Genomic DNA, 18,178 nt, shown 5'->3' with positions numbered 1-18,178 from the left:
TTTCAAGGCCCTCGCCGCCAAAAGCAAATGGTTGGGGTGATCAGGACGAATTACAGCCCACCGGAATCGCCACCCCATCAGAATTGCATGAGAGACCCAGTTAGAGGTTAGGATTGGCCGCCGATCGGCCCCCGGCCAGTTGTTAAAGATAGTTAAAAAATCGCAAAACCACCAGCAAAGTAGGCGTGAATTGAGCGCAAGGACAACCGCGCCTGGCGGTGACCATGCCCTCCTTTGGGGCCATCGTGATTCTCTGGCCCTCTTTGGGGTTAATCAACGGTCTATCTCCCCTTCAAGCGACCCAGCGCGATCGCTCGTCAATGGGCAGGGCGATCGCACCCGCGCCCAGGGATATTTAACAAGACCCAAAAGGGACAAAGCCAGCGGCTGACCGGCGCGTTGGTTGATGTCTGGGGTTGTAGCTGTTAGAACGTAAGGGTTAATCAACGGTGATTGAGCGGATGAAGCTGACTTCGCCGCAATAAAGCAGGAAGCCTCCTGATTGCCGCATTTGCTGGCGAGTCGCAGCCATGATTTAGAGAAGCCGTAACGAAAAGAAGCAGGAACCCGACTCGCGAGGCTCGGGAATCGCCGCCCATCAGGGGTGGAGAAGATGTCAACAGCGCTGTAACCAAAACGTTTGGGTAAGGGTTTGTCGTCGTGACGCTCGATCAAGACTTGGAAATTAAAAGCCTTTTGGCCGACCTAGACGCGGCTCTTGCTGCGGCTGGTAACGATACAACGCAGGTTCAAGCGCCCCGAGCCTTAATCGAGCAGGTGCGAAGTCGTTTAACCCAATTGGCGACTCCGACCACGGATGCCGGTGAGGTAGCGATCGATGAGGCCCTGTGGGTTCAGCAGTCTTGGGATGCGCTCGCGCCGGACTTGCAAACGGAACCACCGGCCACCACCACCGTGCAAGCCTTGGCCCAAGGACTGCTGCGATCGATGCAGCAGGAGATTGACCAACTGCGCCAAGGGGCGATCGCCCCAATCCAGTCAGATTTGGAGTCTCTGCGTCAACAGCGCCAAATTCTGAGCGAAGAAATTGCCCAACTGGAAAATCAGCGCCAGTATTACCAATCCCTGGCCCAGCAGCAGGCGAACCAAGAGCAGATCATCGGCGACTTTTTGCAACAAGTGCGCGATCGCCTGCAAACCAGCATCACCGACCAAGTTTCGCAGCTCGTGGCTCGTAAGGAAGCGGCCCCTAGCTCCCAAGACCTCACGGAACTGGACAGCTCCGCCAGCAGCATTCTGGAGCATTTGCAAACAACCCTCAACGCCATCACCAGCACCCTGCAATCCAATTCGCAGCGCTACGAAGAGGCCCTGAATGCGGCCCTGGAGCGGATGCACGTGCTGGGCGAAGAAAGTGAAGCGGTGCTTGATCACTGGCTCAGTCGTTTGGCCTCGGCCCTGGGCCGCGATTTGCCGGCCGACGAAGCCGCGATCGAGGGACGTTCCGAGGCGACCAACGCGGCCGACGAACGTTCATCGGCGATCGCCACCAGTTTGGCCCTGTCGGCCCTGGGAGGTGGGGCGATCGCGGCCGCGGCTGCGGCCACCGCAGACCCCGCCGACGCTACGGAAGCAGCACCCCTCGATTTGGATCTGAACTATGACTTACCCACCGATGACGCATCGGATTGGGCGGGGAGTTCGGGTTTCGGTGAACCTGAAGCCGCTGAACAGGGGAGTGAGCTGACAACGGCCGAGGCTGGTCAAGCACCGGATGCGCTGGATTTGGATCTGAACCTGGCGATCGATTCCACGGCCCATGACCCCACGGCAGACCTGAGCACGATCGCCCCGATCGAGGATCTTCCCGATTCGGAAGCTGATTTCAGGGCTGAACCAGATTCGCTGCTGGCTCCCGATCAAGACAACAGCGCCGCCACGGACGATCTCGGGGCCATTGATGATCAAGCCATTGCCGATCAGGCCGTTGATGATCAGACCATTGGCGACATTGACTTTGATGCCCTGGATCTGCCGCCCTTGACAACAGAATCGATCGCGGCGGGAGATTCAGCAATCGAACTGAACGAGGCGATCGACTCGCCCACCACGGAACCAGCGATCGCCACCGAAGCGCCCGCACCAACCGACAGCGACGATCTAGACACCAGCGATCCCACCTGGATTGGCTCCGAGGAAGATATTTTTTCGGATGTGGATGCCATCTTCCGGTTTGATGACCCCGTGGAGCCGGAAACCACCGCCCCGGATGATTCAGCCTCAGATGATGCCGGCCCAGGCGATTGGGATCCTTTGGCCGCCGTGACAGGGGCAACCGTGGCCGGCGTTGGCCTGCTGGGCGTGGCCGCTTCCGCTGAAGCTGCCCTCCCGCCCGCAGACCTGCCGATCGCCCTCGATGCGATCGCCCCGCCCCCCTCTCTGGATTACGGCGCAGAGCCGGATCTCAGCGACAGCCCCCCCTTGCCCGATGGCCAATCCCCGGCGGACATCATCGACGCGGTGGATGCTACCAGCGAGGTCACCAATTTGGATCTGCCTTGGCAAGCGGAATCCACCGCCACGGCAGATTTGAGCAGCTTTAGCGGCGGTGGGGGTTCGTTCACCACGGCTGACGGTTTGGATCTGGATGGGCCAAGCCCGGCGCTGGGGTTAGACCTCCCTTCAGACCTCTCTTCAGAGGTGAATTTTGAGACGATCGGGGAGCCAACTGCTGCACCGGAGGCGATCGAAGCGGCCGCCGCCAGTGAATTTAGCCCCCTCGCGGGGCTTGAGGATTGGTCAGTGGAGCCGGATTTGGAAGCGGTCGCCCCCGCCGATAGCGTTTTGCCGGAGCCTTGGCTGGACTCGGAACTCACGGGTGATGCAGACCTGGCCGAGGACGTGAGCCAGTGGGATCAAATTGCGGTGGAAGCCCCGGATGCGGGTAGCTCGCCCCTTGAGCCGACCGATGCTTGGGATTTGGGGAATGAAGTTCCATCCCTGGAACCCGATGCCGAAGATTCCGCGCTTGCTCAAGCATTCCCCTCCGAGCCTGACCCCAGTGCTGGGCTGGATCTTGGTCTTGAGCTGGATTCGGAACCGGAGTTACCGCCGCTGGCCGCTGAGTTGGCTTCCGAGTCGGAAGATTTGGGCGGTGATTTGCGGGCGGAGCTGGCCGCTTGGCAGCAACCCAGTGATGCTGGGGTCAGTGATGATCTAGAGTCGATCGCCCCATCCATTGAAGATTCCTTCTGGCAAGTGGAGGAAGAGGAACAGCCGATCGAAAGCTCGATCGCTCCCAGTGATTTGGAATTGCCAACGCCGGAAGCTATTGCCACCTTTGATCCGCTTAATCAGTTTGACCAATTCCTTGAGCAACCCCCTGAGGAATCTTTTGAGGAATCTTTTGATCAACTGCCTGAGCCGTCGCTCGATCAGCCCGAGGATGATCTGTTCGCGCAGGATCTTGACCCAGGCATCGACCCAGCGATTGACCCAGCGATCGAACTAGAGCCAGAGTTGATGTCTGCCTTCGACGGCACACCCGACACCAGCTTGGTGGCAGAAGAAACGCCCGGGTTTGAAGGATCCTGGTCAGATGAGCCTTCCGATCTGCTGGCGGCGGAATCGGCGGCCCCAGCAGATCTCCTGGGAGGCGCGGCGGATGATGACCTTGGCCTTGACCTCGCGCTAGATGTGGCCAGTGATAGCGACCTCGGAGCGATCGACCTATCCGGCAATGTTGAATCGCTGCCCTTGGGCTTGGAGGCTGACCCGGACGCGGGCGACTTGGCAGACTTGGGAGTCGCTGATCTGGGAGCGATCGAACTGGAGGGCGATGGGGCGAGTGATCTGGGTGGTGATCTGAATGATTTGAATCATGATTTGAATTTGGACTTGGCCACGGATCTGGCTGACGACCCAGGTTCGGATCTGGAAGCGGCCTTGGGCACAGACTTGGGCGCGGATCTCGATCAATCCACTCCGGCCGATGAACTCAACACCCCAGGTTTCGAGAACCTGGAATTCTTGGCCGCCCCCATCGGTAGCCTGTTGCCCCCCGACCAGGGACAACCGATCGGCGAAACCGCAGAGGCAGTAACGTTTGATTTCTGGGACGGCGAAACGAACCAGCCCGCCCCGGAACCCGAGTTGGTATCCGAAGGGGCGATCGAGCCGGGCCTCGAAGGGTCGGATTTAGGCGATTTGGCATTACCGGAAGATTTGGTATTGTCGGACGACGGTTCCGGGTCTGATTTTGGCGCAGACTTTGGCGATGATCTGCTGCCGGGTTTGGATTTGCCGGTGGATGAGGCGATCGAGGAACCCAATGATTTCACAACCGACGCGGCCATCGGTTCCGCGATTGATTTGACCTCGGAAGCAACCGATTTTGCGATCGCCAGCTCCGGGGATACAGCCCTTGAGGCCCTGGAACCCCCAGATCTGGACTGGTCTTCCGATCCTCTGGACTCGTCGGAAGCCTCATTGCCGAACGAATTTGCAGAGGCATTCCCAGCCGACTCGGCTGCTGTGGGCGACTTGGGTTTGGATCTGTCTTTGCCAGCGGATGAACAAACCCAAAGCGATCCCTTCGATGCCGGTTTAGAGGCGATCGCAGGGTTGCGCGATGACCTGAGTTTCGGTGACATCAGCAGCGCCTTTGGCAATGCTCTGGATTCCGAGGCCGCAGCGGAGTTATCAGAACTGGAAACCGACGCAGCCCTCAATCTCCCTGAGCAAGTGGATTGGGAAGCGGCCTTGGCGGAACCGGCTGTTGAGCAGGATTTGACCGCCGAGGCCTTGGCCACAGACGACTTGGCCACAGAGGCGGCGACCACTGACGCATGGACTGATCTAGGCAACGCCAACGATCCAAGCATCAGCGCTCCCGTGGGGTTAGGTCAATTCATGACTGACGCATGGACTGACTTAGACAACGCCAGCGATTCCAATGCCGATGATCCAGAGGAGTCCAGTGATCTTGCCGCCTATTTCGTGGAGTTCAGCGATCAACCGTCAACGGCCGCTGAAGCCGAAGAGCAACCGACATCCCTGGAGTCCCTAGACTTGGGCGATGACCTGGATTCCCCGATCGAGGATTTGGGCGACGATCCCGGGACGGCATTCGGCATCGAGGGACTGAGCGATGAGGTGGGGGATGATTTGGGCTTAGAGCCAAACTTCAGCGCTGACTTCAACCCGGGTCTAGGGGCCGATTTGGGATCCACTGAGTTCAACCCTTTGGCGGACTTGGAGACCAATCTGGAAACCGCTGCGGATCCTGATCTCTTGGCGACGGTTGGTGAAGCCAATGACGATCCGCTGCTGGAGTTTGCCAATGACTCAGGCTTGGAACTGCCGGAACTTGCCGCTGAGGATGGATCGGACTTCGCTACCGATCTGGATCTCGGCGCGGATCTCGACCTGGCCGCAGAAGCCAGCGCAGATGATTTTGATTGGGCCGCAGATTCCACACCCCCGATCGCCCCGGAAGCCGACACTGCACCGCTGGAGATGGATAACCTGCTGTTGGAGATGGGGGAGGCCACGGATGATGGGGCGATCGCCCCTTCCCTTCTAGATTTCAATGCTGAAGCTGAGGATCTCGACTTTGGCGACGGGGCCACAGCCAACGCGGAGCCGCTGGCCGGTTTGGATCCGCTGGATTTGGATCTACCTTCCTTCGATGAGGCCATGGGTGAGCCGCTGCTGTCGCTGGATGATGTGACGGCGAATCCCTTGGAAATCAGCAGCCTGGATCAAGCCCTTGACATGGGAATGGCGGCCTTTGAGCTGCCCAATGCGCCAACGGATGGCTCTTTGGATCCGATCGCCCTGGATCTGACCGGTGGGACTGATTTTGACCCAACGGCGCTGGATGCGGCCTTGACGGAATTTGGTGAATCATCGGTTTCCCCCTTGGGCGAACTGGATCCAGAGCTGGATGCGCTGCTGGCGGAATCCCTGCTGGCGGATACTGACCTGGACGAAACCAAGAAGGAATGAGCCGATCGACCGATGGGCGCTGGTGTTTGGGCCTCAGCTTAGGAGACGGCCTCTGGGCAGTGGCCCTGCGCGATCGCCAGTCCGATCGGGTCGGGCTGCTCGGTCAAGTCCAAGCCGGTGGCACAACCTTCGCTCAACCCTGGAGTTCATTAGGCTGGGAGTCACCGGAATCCGGCGGCTCTCGGTTGCTGTTGGATGCAGGATTGCCCTACCGCAATCCCCAAACGGGCCAAGCGCATCCCCTGGTCACCTGGGCCGGTGAATTGCGACCCTTGCCACAATTGCTGGAGACGCTAGCCGAGTCCCTGGCAAGGTTGCGGGATCCGGCGATCGCCTGGGTCACCGCCACCGGAAAGCCTGTGCCGAGCCAGGTGCTGCGATCGGTTGAGGACGTGGTAGTGGGCTATCCTGTCCCCTCTGGGGAGGCTTTTCGGTTCAACAGCCGAGAACTGGTGCTGAAGGCTGGCTTGGTCACCCACGGTCAACGGGTGATGACGGTGGCCGAAGGATTGGGGGCGGCCTTGGGTTGGGATGGGCTGCAAGGTTGGGGCTGCTGCTGGGTGATTGATTTGGCGCTGCCAGGCCCCTTGCCCCTTCTCCCATCGCCCACCCCAGCCCCCTTAACCCAAGCTCACCTAACCCAAATCACCTTGCTCGATCGGGACTTTGGCCGACAACTGGGCCAAACCCACGGCTTAACTGGCCCATGGCATGGTTGGCCCCAATGGATTGAGGCCCTAAATTCAGCCCTCAATCATTTGGTGGCCCAATCGGGTATTGCTCCCCAAAAGGTAGAACGGATTTTGTTGCGTGGCGCGATCGCCCAAGCTCCCCGATCGAGTGACCCCGCCGGGGCCCTTCAGGATTACCTGCGTCAAAAATGCCCCAGTGCCACGCTCCATTGGGAACCCTCCTCCCAACCGCTCGGACGATTGGCCATGGGGTTGAGTCGGATGGTGGACTGTCCGCCCTGGGATGAGGCCAAGCCCTATGATGACTACTTCCTGTTTGCGGCCCTGTTGCGCCATTTGACCCCGGAGCCTCAACCGCTCGATCGGCTCTTGGAAGCCTTGGCGCAAGATGGCATTCACGGCCGCACCTGCCGTCGATCGATTCAACAACTGCTGGCGGGGGAAATTCCGCCCGGTCTGTTACCCCATCCATGCTGGGCCCCCAACTCCCTGGCGGATCCGGACTATCAAGCGCTGGCGGCCCAATCACCATTTCAATGCTTGGCTAGCGGGTGGTATGCTCTCGATGCTTCGGCCGGAACCCGTTGGCGACGCTATTTAGGCCTGGTGTGGGGGCGATCGAGCACGGCGGCTTTGGAACCGATCGGGGCGATCTAGGGCCACTTGATCACACACCAATCTTCATCAATCGATTCAGCCCATGACTGTTTCCCCTCCCCGATCGCCCGCCGATTTACCCCCCGAGCCAGAGAATCGCCCGCTTCAGCCTCCCCGCACAGACACGATCGCCCCATTAGCCCTGGTGGAAACGGCCTTCTTAGCCAGTGCCGCCAGCCTCATCTGGTTAGTCAATTTTTATTTCCCCCTTGGGCCGGCGCTCCGGGTCTTTTTTTCCCTCCCGATCGCCTTGGTATACCTCCGATGGGGATCCCGATCGGCTTGGATGGCGGCCATTGTGTCCGGACTCTTGCTATCGGTGCTGATGGGCCCGCCTCGCAGCATCCAGTACGTGATGCCCTATGGACTTCTGGGGGTCTTGCTAGGCTGTCTATGGCGGCGTGGCGTAGGTTGGGGACGTTCCATTGCCCTGGGAACGCTCCTGAGCGCCACGGGGCTGTTTTTCCGAATTGCGTTGGTTTCCACCCTGCTTGGGGATGATCTGTGGACTTACGTCACCGTCCAGGTCACCGGTTTGCTGGAGTGGGGAGCCACCCGGTTGGGCCTGCTTTGGCGGCCGGAACTGGGAGCGGTTCAAGGAGCAACGGTTTTGATGATCCTGGTCAATGCAGCCGTGTATGTGTTCGCGGTGCATTTGGTCTCCTGGGCCGTCTTTGAGCGGTTGGGCCTGCGGTTGCCACCGCCGCCGCGCTGGGTTCAAACCTTACTCGAGATAGACTAGGAACGCTTGATCAGGCGATCTGCGCTATGGCAATGATGCAGCCACAGGATATTCAGCCATTGTCGATCGATCAATTGCCAGCGGATAACTGCGACTCGATGCTGCCCCCGTCGTTGCACATTTTGGCGGGGGGCGATCGAGCACGGGCTTGGGTGCAATCACGACGTGGCCAACAACCGCTGTTTAGCTGTGTGTTGGGGTTCACGGAAACGGGGCTGATTCCGGGCATTTCTGCGGCCGGGGCCACTCCGGCCGATCGCCGCTACACGGCCCTGGCCGATGCGGAATTTTTGGTGAATGGGCCCAGGGGCAATCCGGCCTATCCGCTCCCTCCCTTGGCTGGGGGAGCCTCACCGGTTTTGATTTCTCGGGCCATTTTGGAATCTCTCCATTGGCGATTGCGTGTGATTAATGCGGGGCTACAGGATTTGCCCTCCATTCCCCACATCCGCATGGGCGGACTGCCGGCTCGCTGTTTAAGCACGGGCTATGCGCTCGATCGAGCCGTGGTGGAGCAGCTCTTTGCAGCGGGCTATCGTTTGGGACAACAGCTCGCCACCGAGGGCAACCCCCTGCCGCCGGATTATTTGCTGATTTCTGAATGCGTTGTGGGCGGCACTAGCACAGCCCTGGCGGTCTTGTTGGGACTGGGGATTGATGCCACCAACCGGGTCAACAGCAGCCATATTTTCTGTAACCATGCCCAGAAATTGGACTTGGCTCTTACGGGCTTGCGGCGATCGGGTCTGGGCGAGTGGCATCCCGATCGCCAATGCGTGCAAGGATCCCTCGACCAAGATCCGCTGGCCGTGGTGGCGGCGGTGGGTGACCCCATGCAACCGGTGGCGGCGGGCATGGCCCTCGCGGCCAGCCAAACCAGCGGTGTGCTGTTGGCGGGAGGAACACAAATGTTGGCGGTCTATGCCCTGGCCCGGGCGATCGCCCAACGCCGACAGTTGCCCTGGAAACCGGAGGCGATCGCTGTTGGCACGACCCGTTGGGTGGCCTACGATGCCAGCGGCGACACCCTTGGCCTGGCCAAGGCGATCGCCCCACCGGAGGAGGAACCGATCCTGCTCACAACCTTGCTGAATTTTGCCCAGTCCACTTGGACGCAATTACGAGCTTATGAAGCCGGATTTGTGAAGGAAGGAGTTGGGGCCGGCGGGGCGGCCATCGCGGCCAGTTGTGCCGCCGGTTGGGACAGTGAGCGCTGTCTCCAGGCAATTGAAGGGTTGCTCAGTCGCTGGTCAACGGTGCTGCATAATCCCTAGTGAATGTCACAGTGAATGTCACCTGATTGGACATCGAGGGCAGGAATTTCTAGAGCAATCCCTCCAATCGCCGCCGGATTCGCTCCAGCTCGGCGGCACTCATGGATCCGGCATCCTCTTCATTAGCCGTGGGAGGCGCTTCCCCCTCCACCTGCCAGCTCATTTCATCGGTCGATCGATTGGTTTCCATCGGGATCGCCAATTCCCCTTGGGCCACCAATTGGCACTCGTAGCCCGCTTCTTTGCAAAATTCCCGCACTTCGTCATCCTCGATCGGCTCCACGGTGGCCAGGGGAAAATCCTGGGCCTCCAGCAAGCCCGCATAGCGAGTGGCATCGTCCTCGTCTTCAAACATCAGGACGCAGTTACGTTCCACACCTTCCCCATCTCGCAGCCAAATGCTGTAGATTCCTTCATTTTCGGTGCGGGCGTTGAAGAGCAGAACGAAGACGCGCATAGTGAATCGTGAAATGGACCAAGGACACAACCCGATCGCCCGCAAGGGTCGCAGCCAGCCAACGGGCGATCGGGCGGTTAGCGCCTATCATCTTAAGGGGTCTGGCGGTGGAATTTGCGAACAGCGACATTTGCCAAATTTGCCAACCGCTATTTCACCCAGCTTCTGACTGCCGTTGATTCCCCATTCCTGCGCCCGATCCCTTAAACCGACGAACTGGGACAAGGCCCCGATCGGGGCTGGTCATGGCTCACCAAGCTTTGATTGATCACGCTTCGCCGCTCCTCTTCGATCAATCCGGGATTTAAACCTTTGGTGAAGAACTGGTTCTCAATTTCCTGCGGCGGCAGCGGCTTGGCAAACCAATAGCCCTGGCCAAATTCACAGCCCAATTGTTCCAGCCACCGCAATTGCTGTTGGGTTTCCACCCCCTCCGCCACCACATCCAAACCCAACTGATTACTGAGGGCCACGATCGTGCTGACCACCTGGAAATTGCGGTTTCCCTTTTCCATTTGCCCCACAAACGATCGGTCAATTTTTAAATAGTCAGCGGGCAAGCGGTGCAAGTAGCTTAAGGATGAGTACCCCGTCCCGAAATCATCAATGCTGATTTGAATGTGGTGACGTTTTAGCTCCGTCAACAGCTCGATCGTCTGATTAATATCTTCAATTAGCATACTCTCCGTAATTTCCAGCGTCAGATAATGAGGCTCCAAACCCACCTCATCCAACGTTTGCAAGATTTCTGAAACCATCGTTGGTTTTCGCAACTCCTGCGCCGAAAGATTCACACTCATCTTTAGGGGTGCAAACTCCGGGAAAGATCGCTGCCAGTGCAACAACTGTTGGCAAGCCTGGCGCAAAATCCACCGACTGAGCTGTTGAATCACGCCCGTTTCTTCCGCCACGGGAATGAATTCTGCCGGAGAAATCCAGCCCCGCGTTGCATGGTGCCAACGGGCCAAAGCCTCAAAGCCCACCAATCGGCCTTTGGCTAAATTAATCACCGGTTGATAGTAAACCCGAAATTCTTCTTGGGTTAGGGCCTTGCGCAAATCGGTTTCCAAGGTCAGACGATTGATCGCCTGGTGATGCATTTCTGCTCCAAAAATCTTGTAGGTGCTGCGCCCCGACGACTTGGCGCGGTACATCGCAATATCCGCATCCCGCAACAGATCCGATGGGTGATCGTAGTCGGCGCTGCCCAGCACAATGCCAATGCTGGCAGTAATCACAATTTCATAATCATCAATGGCGATCGGCTTTTCAAAGCTGCTGAGAATGCCCTCCGCCATGCGCACCGCCGCATCCAAGCTTTCCAAATCTTCTAAGAGAATGACAAACTCATCTCCCCCCACTCGGGCGAGAAAGTCGCTAAAGCGCAAATAGCTTTTGAGGTTTTGGGCCATTTGCACTAGCAGGCGATCGCCAATTAAGTGCCCCAAACTATCGTTAATCACCTTGAATTGATCTAGATCTAAAAACAGCACCGCATAGCGATAACTGCTGACCCGCTTTGAACGGTTAATGGCCAGCTCCAAGCGTTCCGTTAAGAGCGATCGATTCGGCAAATTCGTCAACAAATCATGTAAGGCATTGTGCAGAATTTGAGCTTCGGCTCGCTTCAGGGCGCTAATATCCGTCACCGTGCCCACATAACCCACCACCTGATCTTGGGCATCGTATTCCGCCACCACTTGCCCAAAAACCCAAGGATCTTCGTGACAATCACTGCGCAAGCGATATTCCAACTGAAAAGGCCGCTGTTCGTTCACAAATCGCTGCCATTCATCTTGGAATTTCACCTGATCATCCGGGTGAATATAATCTAGCCAACCCATCCCCATGGCCGCGCGGGTGGAGTAACCCGTAATCTGCGACCATCGTTGATTCACGTAAAGACATTGATGGTTGGCATCCGTGCGGAAAATTCCAACGGGCACTGCATTGGCCAGATTGATGTAGCGCTGTTCGCTCTCCCGCAGCCGCACTTCCGTTTGTCGTCGTTCGTTTAGCTCCGTTTGCAATTGGTGATAGGCCTGGGCCTGTTGAAGGGCGATCGCCAATTGTGTTGAAAGCTGTTTTAAAAATTCCTGTTCTTCCGTGGGCCAATGCTCTGAACTTTGACAGTTAATGACGCTTAAAAATCCCCAGAGCTTTTCATTTTGCAAGATGGGCACGGCAAGCTGTTGACAGTGAGCTGTTCGTGGAAATTTTTCAGGACAATCGGTCATCAAATCCTGAAAATGCACCGTGGCATCATTGCCTTTTTCAAGCTGATAGGCTTGCAGTCTGACGCGGCTCAGATGAATTTGGTCACGATCTTTCAAGAGCGGAGCCATGGTCGGATCCTGGGCCGCGGCCACCACCGTGGCTACTTGGCTATTGTGATCCGCAATAGAGGATTGTAATTGCCAAATTGCAACCGCACGGCACTGGAAGAGTTGTTGCACTTCTTGAACCGTGGTTTCAACAATTTCGTTGAAATCAAAGGACGCGCAAATCTGAGTAGCAATAATTGATAAAACCCGATCGCGCTCGGCCTTTGCTTGGAGCGCTGCGGTGCGGGTTTGGACTTGCTGTTCAAGATCAATATAGGTTTGTTTAATTCGCAACATTGACTGCACACGCGCTCGCAGTTCAATGCCATTAATGGGCTTAGTAATGAAGTCATCGGCCCCAGCCGCCATACAGCGGGCCAGGTCTTTTTTTTCCGTTAGCGCCGTAACAATGACGATCGGAACCGTGTGCCAATCGGGCATGGCTTTGATGCGAGCGCAAACCTCAATCCCATCCAGCCCGGGCATCATCACATCCAACAGGATCACATCCGGTTGAAAGAGGTCTAGGGACTCAAGGGCATCAATGCCGTTGGAAACGTAGTGTAACTGGTAAGGGCGATCGCTCAGTAACGATTCAATGACATCGAAATTATCCGGCTCATCGTCAACTACCAGAACTGAACTGTAAGCCATGACTGCGTAATCATAAATGAGGGAAAGACAACGGAAGCAGAGATTCCCCCTATCTTAACCTGTTTCCCATATTGTCCCTGTGATCTCGTGCCTGCCATGGAAAGTTAACTGTCCAGTCATGAACAAGCACCAACCCTAAACCATAGCCATTTGAGGTTGAACTGCGAGGGGTAATTTTGCCGTCACCGTGGTTTCTTGATCCACAACACTTTGGATCAGGAGCGAGCCACCATAACGATCGATCAATTTTTGAACGATCGCCAACCCCAGCCCAAGTCCCTGTTGTTCATAACTGCGGCGCTCAAATTGAATAAATGCTCCAATTTGGGCAATTTGCAGCTCGGTCATGCCGCGCCCTTGATTCGTAATGGATAAGTACAACCAAGAATCCATCGACTCCGTTTTAATCGTAATCGGCGTACCTGACTGGGAAAACTTGATGGCGTTGTCCAGCAATTCTTCAACAATGGTTTGCAAATGCTTGATCGACATGGACAGTTGCGCAGTAGCCAAATCCAAAACCAAATCAGCCGATCGCTTGACCGAGTTAGTCTGAGATGCTGAAGCGTTGGCAATCCATTCCGCACTGTCAATAGTTTCCAGCACAATCTCGGAAGTTGTCGATGCGACATTGGCCGCCAGGCTTGAATTACTGACCAATTTCAGACTACTGTCACGGACGAGTTGAATATAGTTAAGGTAGCGACGACTAACCCGCTCTAGGCGCATGGTTGAGGTTTTAGCCAGTTGCAATAGCTCTGCGATTTCCTCATGATCCATGTCCTCATGTTCCTCAATGAGGATGCCCAGAACACCAAAAATTCCATTTAAAGGGGTATTTAACTCGTGAGGCAAACTCATCGACAAACTGCCTCGCAACTCATCAAGACTACCCTGAAGAATATCGATCGTTCTTTCTTGTAATTGGGATAGTTCTTGGATGCTTTGATACTGCTGCCGAATGCGCAGCATCGATTGCACTCGTGCCCTCAGCTCTGTGCTGTTAACCGGCTTGCTGATAAAGTCATCGGCTCCTGCTTGGATGCAACGGGCCAGATCTTCTTTGTCGCTGAGAGCAGTGACCATGATAATTGGCACTGATTTCCATTCGGGCATCGCCTTAATTTTTTGGCAGGTGGTGATCCCATCTAGCTCGGGCATCATCACATCCAACAAAATCACATCGGGTTGGAAAACATGTAGAGATTTCAGCGCCTCTAGACCATTCCAGGCATAGTGGAGTTGATAATCCCGATCGCTCAAAAAAGCTTCAATAACATCAAAGTTATCCGGCTCATCATCAACAACTAAGATGGAAGGAATGGTCATCATTTGTCTCCTGCTATTCTGTGCTGTTCCAAGAGATGTCAGCGTCATGCCTCGCTATTTAGCAGCTAATAGCTCTTGGATCTTGACTGCTAATTGCTTGAGCTTGATTGGCTTTGTGAAGTAGTCATTTGCACCCGCACTGAGACAGCGTTCTCGATCGCCTGGCATCGCCAACGCTGTGAGAGCAATTATCATTGTACTCGCCAGCTCTGGGGTTTGTCTAATTTGCTGCATTGCCGTTAAGCCATCCAGATTGGGCATTTGAATATCCATGAGGATGAGATCGGGGTGATGCAGTTTTGCCATCTCGATCGCTTGCACACCATCCTTTGCTAGCAGAATTTGGTAGTTCTTAGCCTTTAAGTAACTGGAAATAGTATTAACATTGGCTTCATTATCCTCCGCCAGCAAGATCATGGGTGGGCGGGGTTGATCCATCGAAATTGCGGTTGGGGAGGTCTCCAGTTGGGGCACAGGAACAGTGACTGGCGCGTTTGCCAATTCCATCACCGGAAAACAAACTTCAAAGCAACTCCCAACCCCAACTTCACTGGTCACAGACACCAGTCCTTGATGCATTTCCACCATGCGCTTGACCAGCGATAAGCCCAGCCCCGTTCCAGCATATTGACGACTGAGCGAGCTATCAATCTGGATAAAAGGTTTAAAGAGTTTTTCAAGATCAACAGCAGAAATTCCAATCCCTGTATCCGTCACCTTGAAGGAAATAAGCGATGGGGAGCGCTTGGTGTTTTGAGCGTGCGCATCTTGAATTTCCGTAGACTGAGAATCAGAATTTGTAAAGTACTTTAAGGTGTTAGTGGGTCGTTCAAAAATCTGCGAAACCGTTAAGGTCACTTGCCCTCCATCGGCAGTGAACTTAATGGCATTGCTCAACAAATTAATTAACACCTGACGCACTCGGCGCTCATCCACAAAAATATCCGGGAGGTTGGGCTGAATAGTCACCCCCAGCTTAATTTGTTTTTTCAGCGCTTGTTGCTTAACAAAGGTAATGGTTGCTTGGCAGAGTTGATTGATTGGCGTAGGTGCTCGATTCAGAAGAATTTGACCTGATTCAATTTTGGCCAAATCTAGAATGTCGTTAATTAGCTCCAGCAAATGCGTGCCACTGCGTTCGATTGTTTTCAGAGCTTGCCCTTGGCGGTTATTAATTTCTCCATAAATTCCATCTTGAATAACTTCAGCCATGCCCAAAATTGCATTCAAAGGGGTGCGCAATTCATGGCTCATATTGGCTAAAAATTCATCCTTGAGCTTCGTAGCCCTGGCCAGTTGTAAGTTGCTTTCTTGCAGTTGGGCATAGAGTTCCGATTGCTGAATAGCGATCGAGCATTGTTCAGCCAGCCGTTGCATAAATTCCACTTCCCCGGTACACCAATACCGTTGGGAACTGCACTGATGGGCAATTAACAGCCCCCACAGTTGATTAGATTTTTGCTCAATAATTGGCACGGCAAGTTTGGCTCGAATTTGCAGGGTTTGCATGAAACTAGACAGGCAGTTAGCCAAATGCTCATGATCCCGATCGGTAATGGTGCAAACATAACCATTCATATATTTCTGATGGCAGCTATCCGGGAAAACCTCTGCACTAAATTCCATGCCCAAGAGGCTAGGGCAATGGTCAATCCGAGATTCAGCCACAATTTTGCCGCTACTTTGTTCATAGACTTTGTAAATCACAACTCGATCGGCAAATAGAATTTGTCGAGCCTCTTCCGCCGTATTGAACAAAACAGATTCCAATTCCAAGGATTGGCGAATTCGCCGGATCACGGAACTGAGCACTTTTTCCTTTTCAAATAGCCGCCGAAACTGCTCCTCACTGCTTTTGAGCGCCGTTGTTCGCTCCAGCACTTTCGCTTCCAAATCTTGGTTGAGTTGTTGCAGTGCTGCTTCCGATTTTTTCTGATTGGTAATGTCCGTGATCGTGGTGATGTAGCCCACCACTTCTTCATGGTCGGAATATTCGGGCACGGATTGGGCCAACACCCAACAAACACCAGCCTGATAACGCTGAATTCGGTATTCCAGCGAAAAGGGCTGTTTTTGTTTGCGGTAATGACGCATTTCTTCAATCACCCAGGCGCGATCGTCCGGATGAATTGAGCGTTCCCAGCCAATTTGATGAATAACCCTCGCCGCCAGTCCCAAAATATCGCAGAATCGTTGGTTAATATAAAGGCTTTTACCCTTTAGATTAGTTCGAATAATTCCTACGGGAATCGCTTTGGCTAAGCTGACATAGCGACGCTCACTCGCTCGTAATTTCCCTTCGGTTTGTCGTCGTTCATGGAGTTCCGTTTGCAGTTGTTCATAGGCCGTTGCCTGCTGAATGGCAATCTCCAAATGCATGGCTAAATGCTGCACCAGTTGAATATCTTCCGATCGCCAATAGCGCGGATGATTACTTTCCACAACGGCCAGCAGTCCCCAAAAATTTTCTTGCTGAAACAGGGGAATCAAAATCTTGGCGCGCACTTGCAACCGCTCAAGCAATTGACGATGACAAGGGGTCATTTGTGCAGCATAGATATCATTCACCACGCGCACATGGCCTTGCTTAGTCAGGGGGCTGAGTCCTTCCATGAAACAGCAGTCTTTCACGGAGTTGGTGGGCACGGCCAAACTGGGATCTAGCAAAGCCACCGCCGCAATCACCATCGTTTGATCGGCTTGGAATTGCCAAATTTCGGCGCGATCGGACTGAACCAGGTTTCGCAGTTCTTGAACTGTAGAATTTAGAATTTCCGATAAATTTAAAGACGATCGAATCTGGGAAGCCACATTGGCAATTAATCGATCGCGCTCCGCCTGTCGTTGCAAAGAAGCCGTGCGATCAATAATTTGTTGCTCCAACTCAGAAGTTCGCTGCTCCAAAAGCGCCAATTTTTCTGCTTCCAACTGAGAAATCTTATGCTCTAGGCTAATGCCCCATTGGTATAGCTCTGAGGAATTCAGCAGTTTCAAAATGCTTCGTTGAGTCACCAAACCCAACAGCGATCCATCATCACGCACCACCACCACCTGTTGAATATCCTGGCGGGTCATGAATTGTTGCGTCAGCAACAACGAATCCTGAAGCCGAACTGGCTTTTCGATCGCCTGCATGACATCCTCAGCAATCACGCGCTCCGCCGATAAACCAAGGGTCTGAAACTGAACCAAATCCGACTCAGTAATCATCCCCACTGGTTTGGGAATCGGTGGATAGTCAGCCGCCAAGGTATCCGGCTCCTGGAGCTGCATCAGCACCACACAATTCGTATCCTGTTCCGCCATCAAACGAGTGATCTGAGCGACGCTGGCCCTAGTGGTCTCGCAGGCTACTTCAGTCACCAAAGCATCCGCAACAGAGCGCGATCGTAACCAGTCCACAGGGTTGGTAATTCGCCGCAATCCTTCATCATTCAATAACCCAATGAGCTGCCCTTGATCATCCACTAAAGGCAGATATTCCAGACCAAACTGATCCATTAAATTAATAGCAACCAGCGCATTTTTAAATTCTGATTGCCTTAAAATGCAAGGAATAGGCGACATCACTTCGCCCACTTTGACCTGATGAAGATTCACCCCTTTGGCCAGCAGCCGAACCACCGTTCGATCGCTCAAAATTCCACAGAGCTGACCCCGATCGACCACCACCACACAGTGAACCTCCGCAACCGGCAAATCAACCACGGCCGCCTCAGAAGTCAACTCGGAATTCAACTCAGAATTTAACGGCGAATGACTAGCCTCCAACCGATCGCCCCCCAAGCCACTAGACTCGCGATCACCCAAGGACAAATTCGGCTCAGCAATGGCTTGAATTTGATCGCTCGCTGTCACTGCGGCAGACCCCTTGAGCAAGGAGCCTGAAACATGCGTTGCCAAGATATCATCCGCTGGCCAACTATTCTTTGAATGGGTAGAGTTGGCAGTTAGTTCTTGATGAGAAAATTCGAGATGGATAATAGGGCGATGATGATCATGATCTTGTGCATTCAGAGAGCAGGATCGGCAATTTTGATACATTTGCCCAACAGCATCCCAAAGGCTCGTGTCCAATT

Annotated in this window: 9 protein-coding genes; 5 read left to right on the top strand and 4 right to left on the bottom strand. The window is 54.7% G+C overall.

From position 1 onward, the window contains the following. The first annotated feature begins 660 nt into the window (after nt 1–660). The 4 genes from H6G52_RS06305 to cobT all read left to right on the top strand — a co-directional run bounded on the left by H6G52_RS06305 (nt 661) and on the right by cobT (nt 9,335). Nucleotides 661–5,970 carry a hypothetical protein gene (locus tag H6G52_RS06305; RefSeq protein ID WP_190527143.1) on the top strand — a complete coding sequence of 1,770 codons (5,310 nt, stop codon included), beginning with the start codon at nt 661–663 and terminating at the stop codon, nt 5,968–5,970. Next, entirely contained in the window at nt 5,967–7,319 is a 1,353-nt protein-coding gene (locus H6G52_RS06300) for a hypothetical protein (protein ID WP_190527141.1), read from the top strand. The genes H6G52_RS06305 and H6G52_RS06300 overlap by 4 nt, the downstream gene beginning before the upstream one ends. A 43-nt stretch (nt 7,320–7,362) precedes the next feature. Further along, nucleotides 7,363–8,061: a DUF2232 domain-containing protein gene (locus H6G52_RS06295; protein ID WP_190527139.1), complete on the top strand. Its 699-nt coding sequence runs from the start codon at nt 7,363–7,365 to the stop codon at nt 8,059–8,061. A gap of 98 nt (nt 8,062–8,159) precedes the next feature. Further along, nucleotides 8,160–9,335 (top strand): nicotinate mononucleotide-dependent phosphoribosyltransferase CobT, encoded by a 1,176-nt coding sequence (gene cobT, locus H6G52_RS06290; RefSeq protein ID WP_099532318.1) that lies wholly within the window; start codon nt 8,160–8,162, stop codon nt 9,333–9,335. A 49-nt stretch (nt 9,336–9,384) separates the two neighbouring features. Here the strand turns inward: cobT and H6G52_RS06285 are convergent, their stop codons facing one another. Then, a complete protein-coding gene (locus H6G52_RS06285; RefSeq protein ID WP_099532308.1) occupies nt 9,385–9,792 on the bottom strand; it encodes a DUF3110 domain-containing protein in 408 nt (135 codons plus the stop codon). 13 nt (nt 9,793–9,805) lie between these two features. Between H6G52_RS06285 and H6G52_RS06280 the strand changes: the two genes are divergently transcribed. After that, nucleotides 9,806–9,961, top strand: a complete 156-nt coding sequence (locus tag H6G52_RS06280) for a hypothetical protein (protein WP_158234357.1) — start codon at nt 9,806–9,808, stop codon at nt 9,959–9,961. Nucleotides 9,962–9,995: 34 nt separating this feature from the next. On the opposite strand, the gene H6G52_RS06275 is transcribed toward H6G52_RS06280, so the two are convergent. The 3 genes from H6G52_RS06275 to H6G52_RS06265 all read right to left on the bottom strand — a co-directional run bounded on the left by H6G52_RS06275 (nt 9,996) and on the right by H6G52_RS06265 (nt 17,957). Next, nucleotides 9,996–12,770, bottom strand: coding sequence for an EAL domain-containing protein (locus tag H6G52_RS06275; RefSeq protein ID WP_190527137.1), 2,775 nt, complete (start codon nt 12,768–12,770; stop codon nt 9,996–9,998). A gap of 135 nt (nt 12,771–12,905) precedes the next feature. Continuing rightward, a complete protein-coding gene (locus H6G52_RS06270; RefSeq protein WP_190527135.1) occupies nt 12,906–14,099 on the bottom strand; it encodes a response regulator in 1,194 nt (397 codons plus the stop codon). Between the two features lie 54 nt (nt 14,100–14,153). Beyond that, nucleotides 14,154–17,957 carry a GAF domain-containing protein gene (locus tag H6G52_RS06265; protein ID WP_190527134.1) on the bottom strand — a complete coding sequence of 1,268 codons (3,804 nt, stop codon included), beginning with the start codon at nt 17,955–17,957 and terminating at the stop codon, nt 14,154–14,156. Between the last annotated feature and the right edge of the window lie 221 nt (nt 17,958–18,178).

Origin of the sequence: Limnothrix sp. FACHB-881 (genome assembly GCF_014698135.1) — a bacterium.
Classification (GTDB): domain Bacteria; phylum Cyanobacteriota; class Cyanobacteriia; order CACIAM-69d; family CACIAM-69d; genus CACIAM-69d.
Note: the sequence above shows the minus strand (reverse complement) of the source record. Positions and strands in the feature narration are given on the sequence as shown.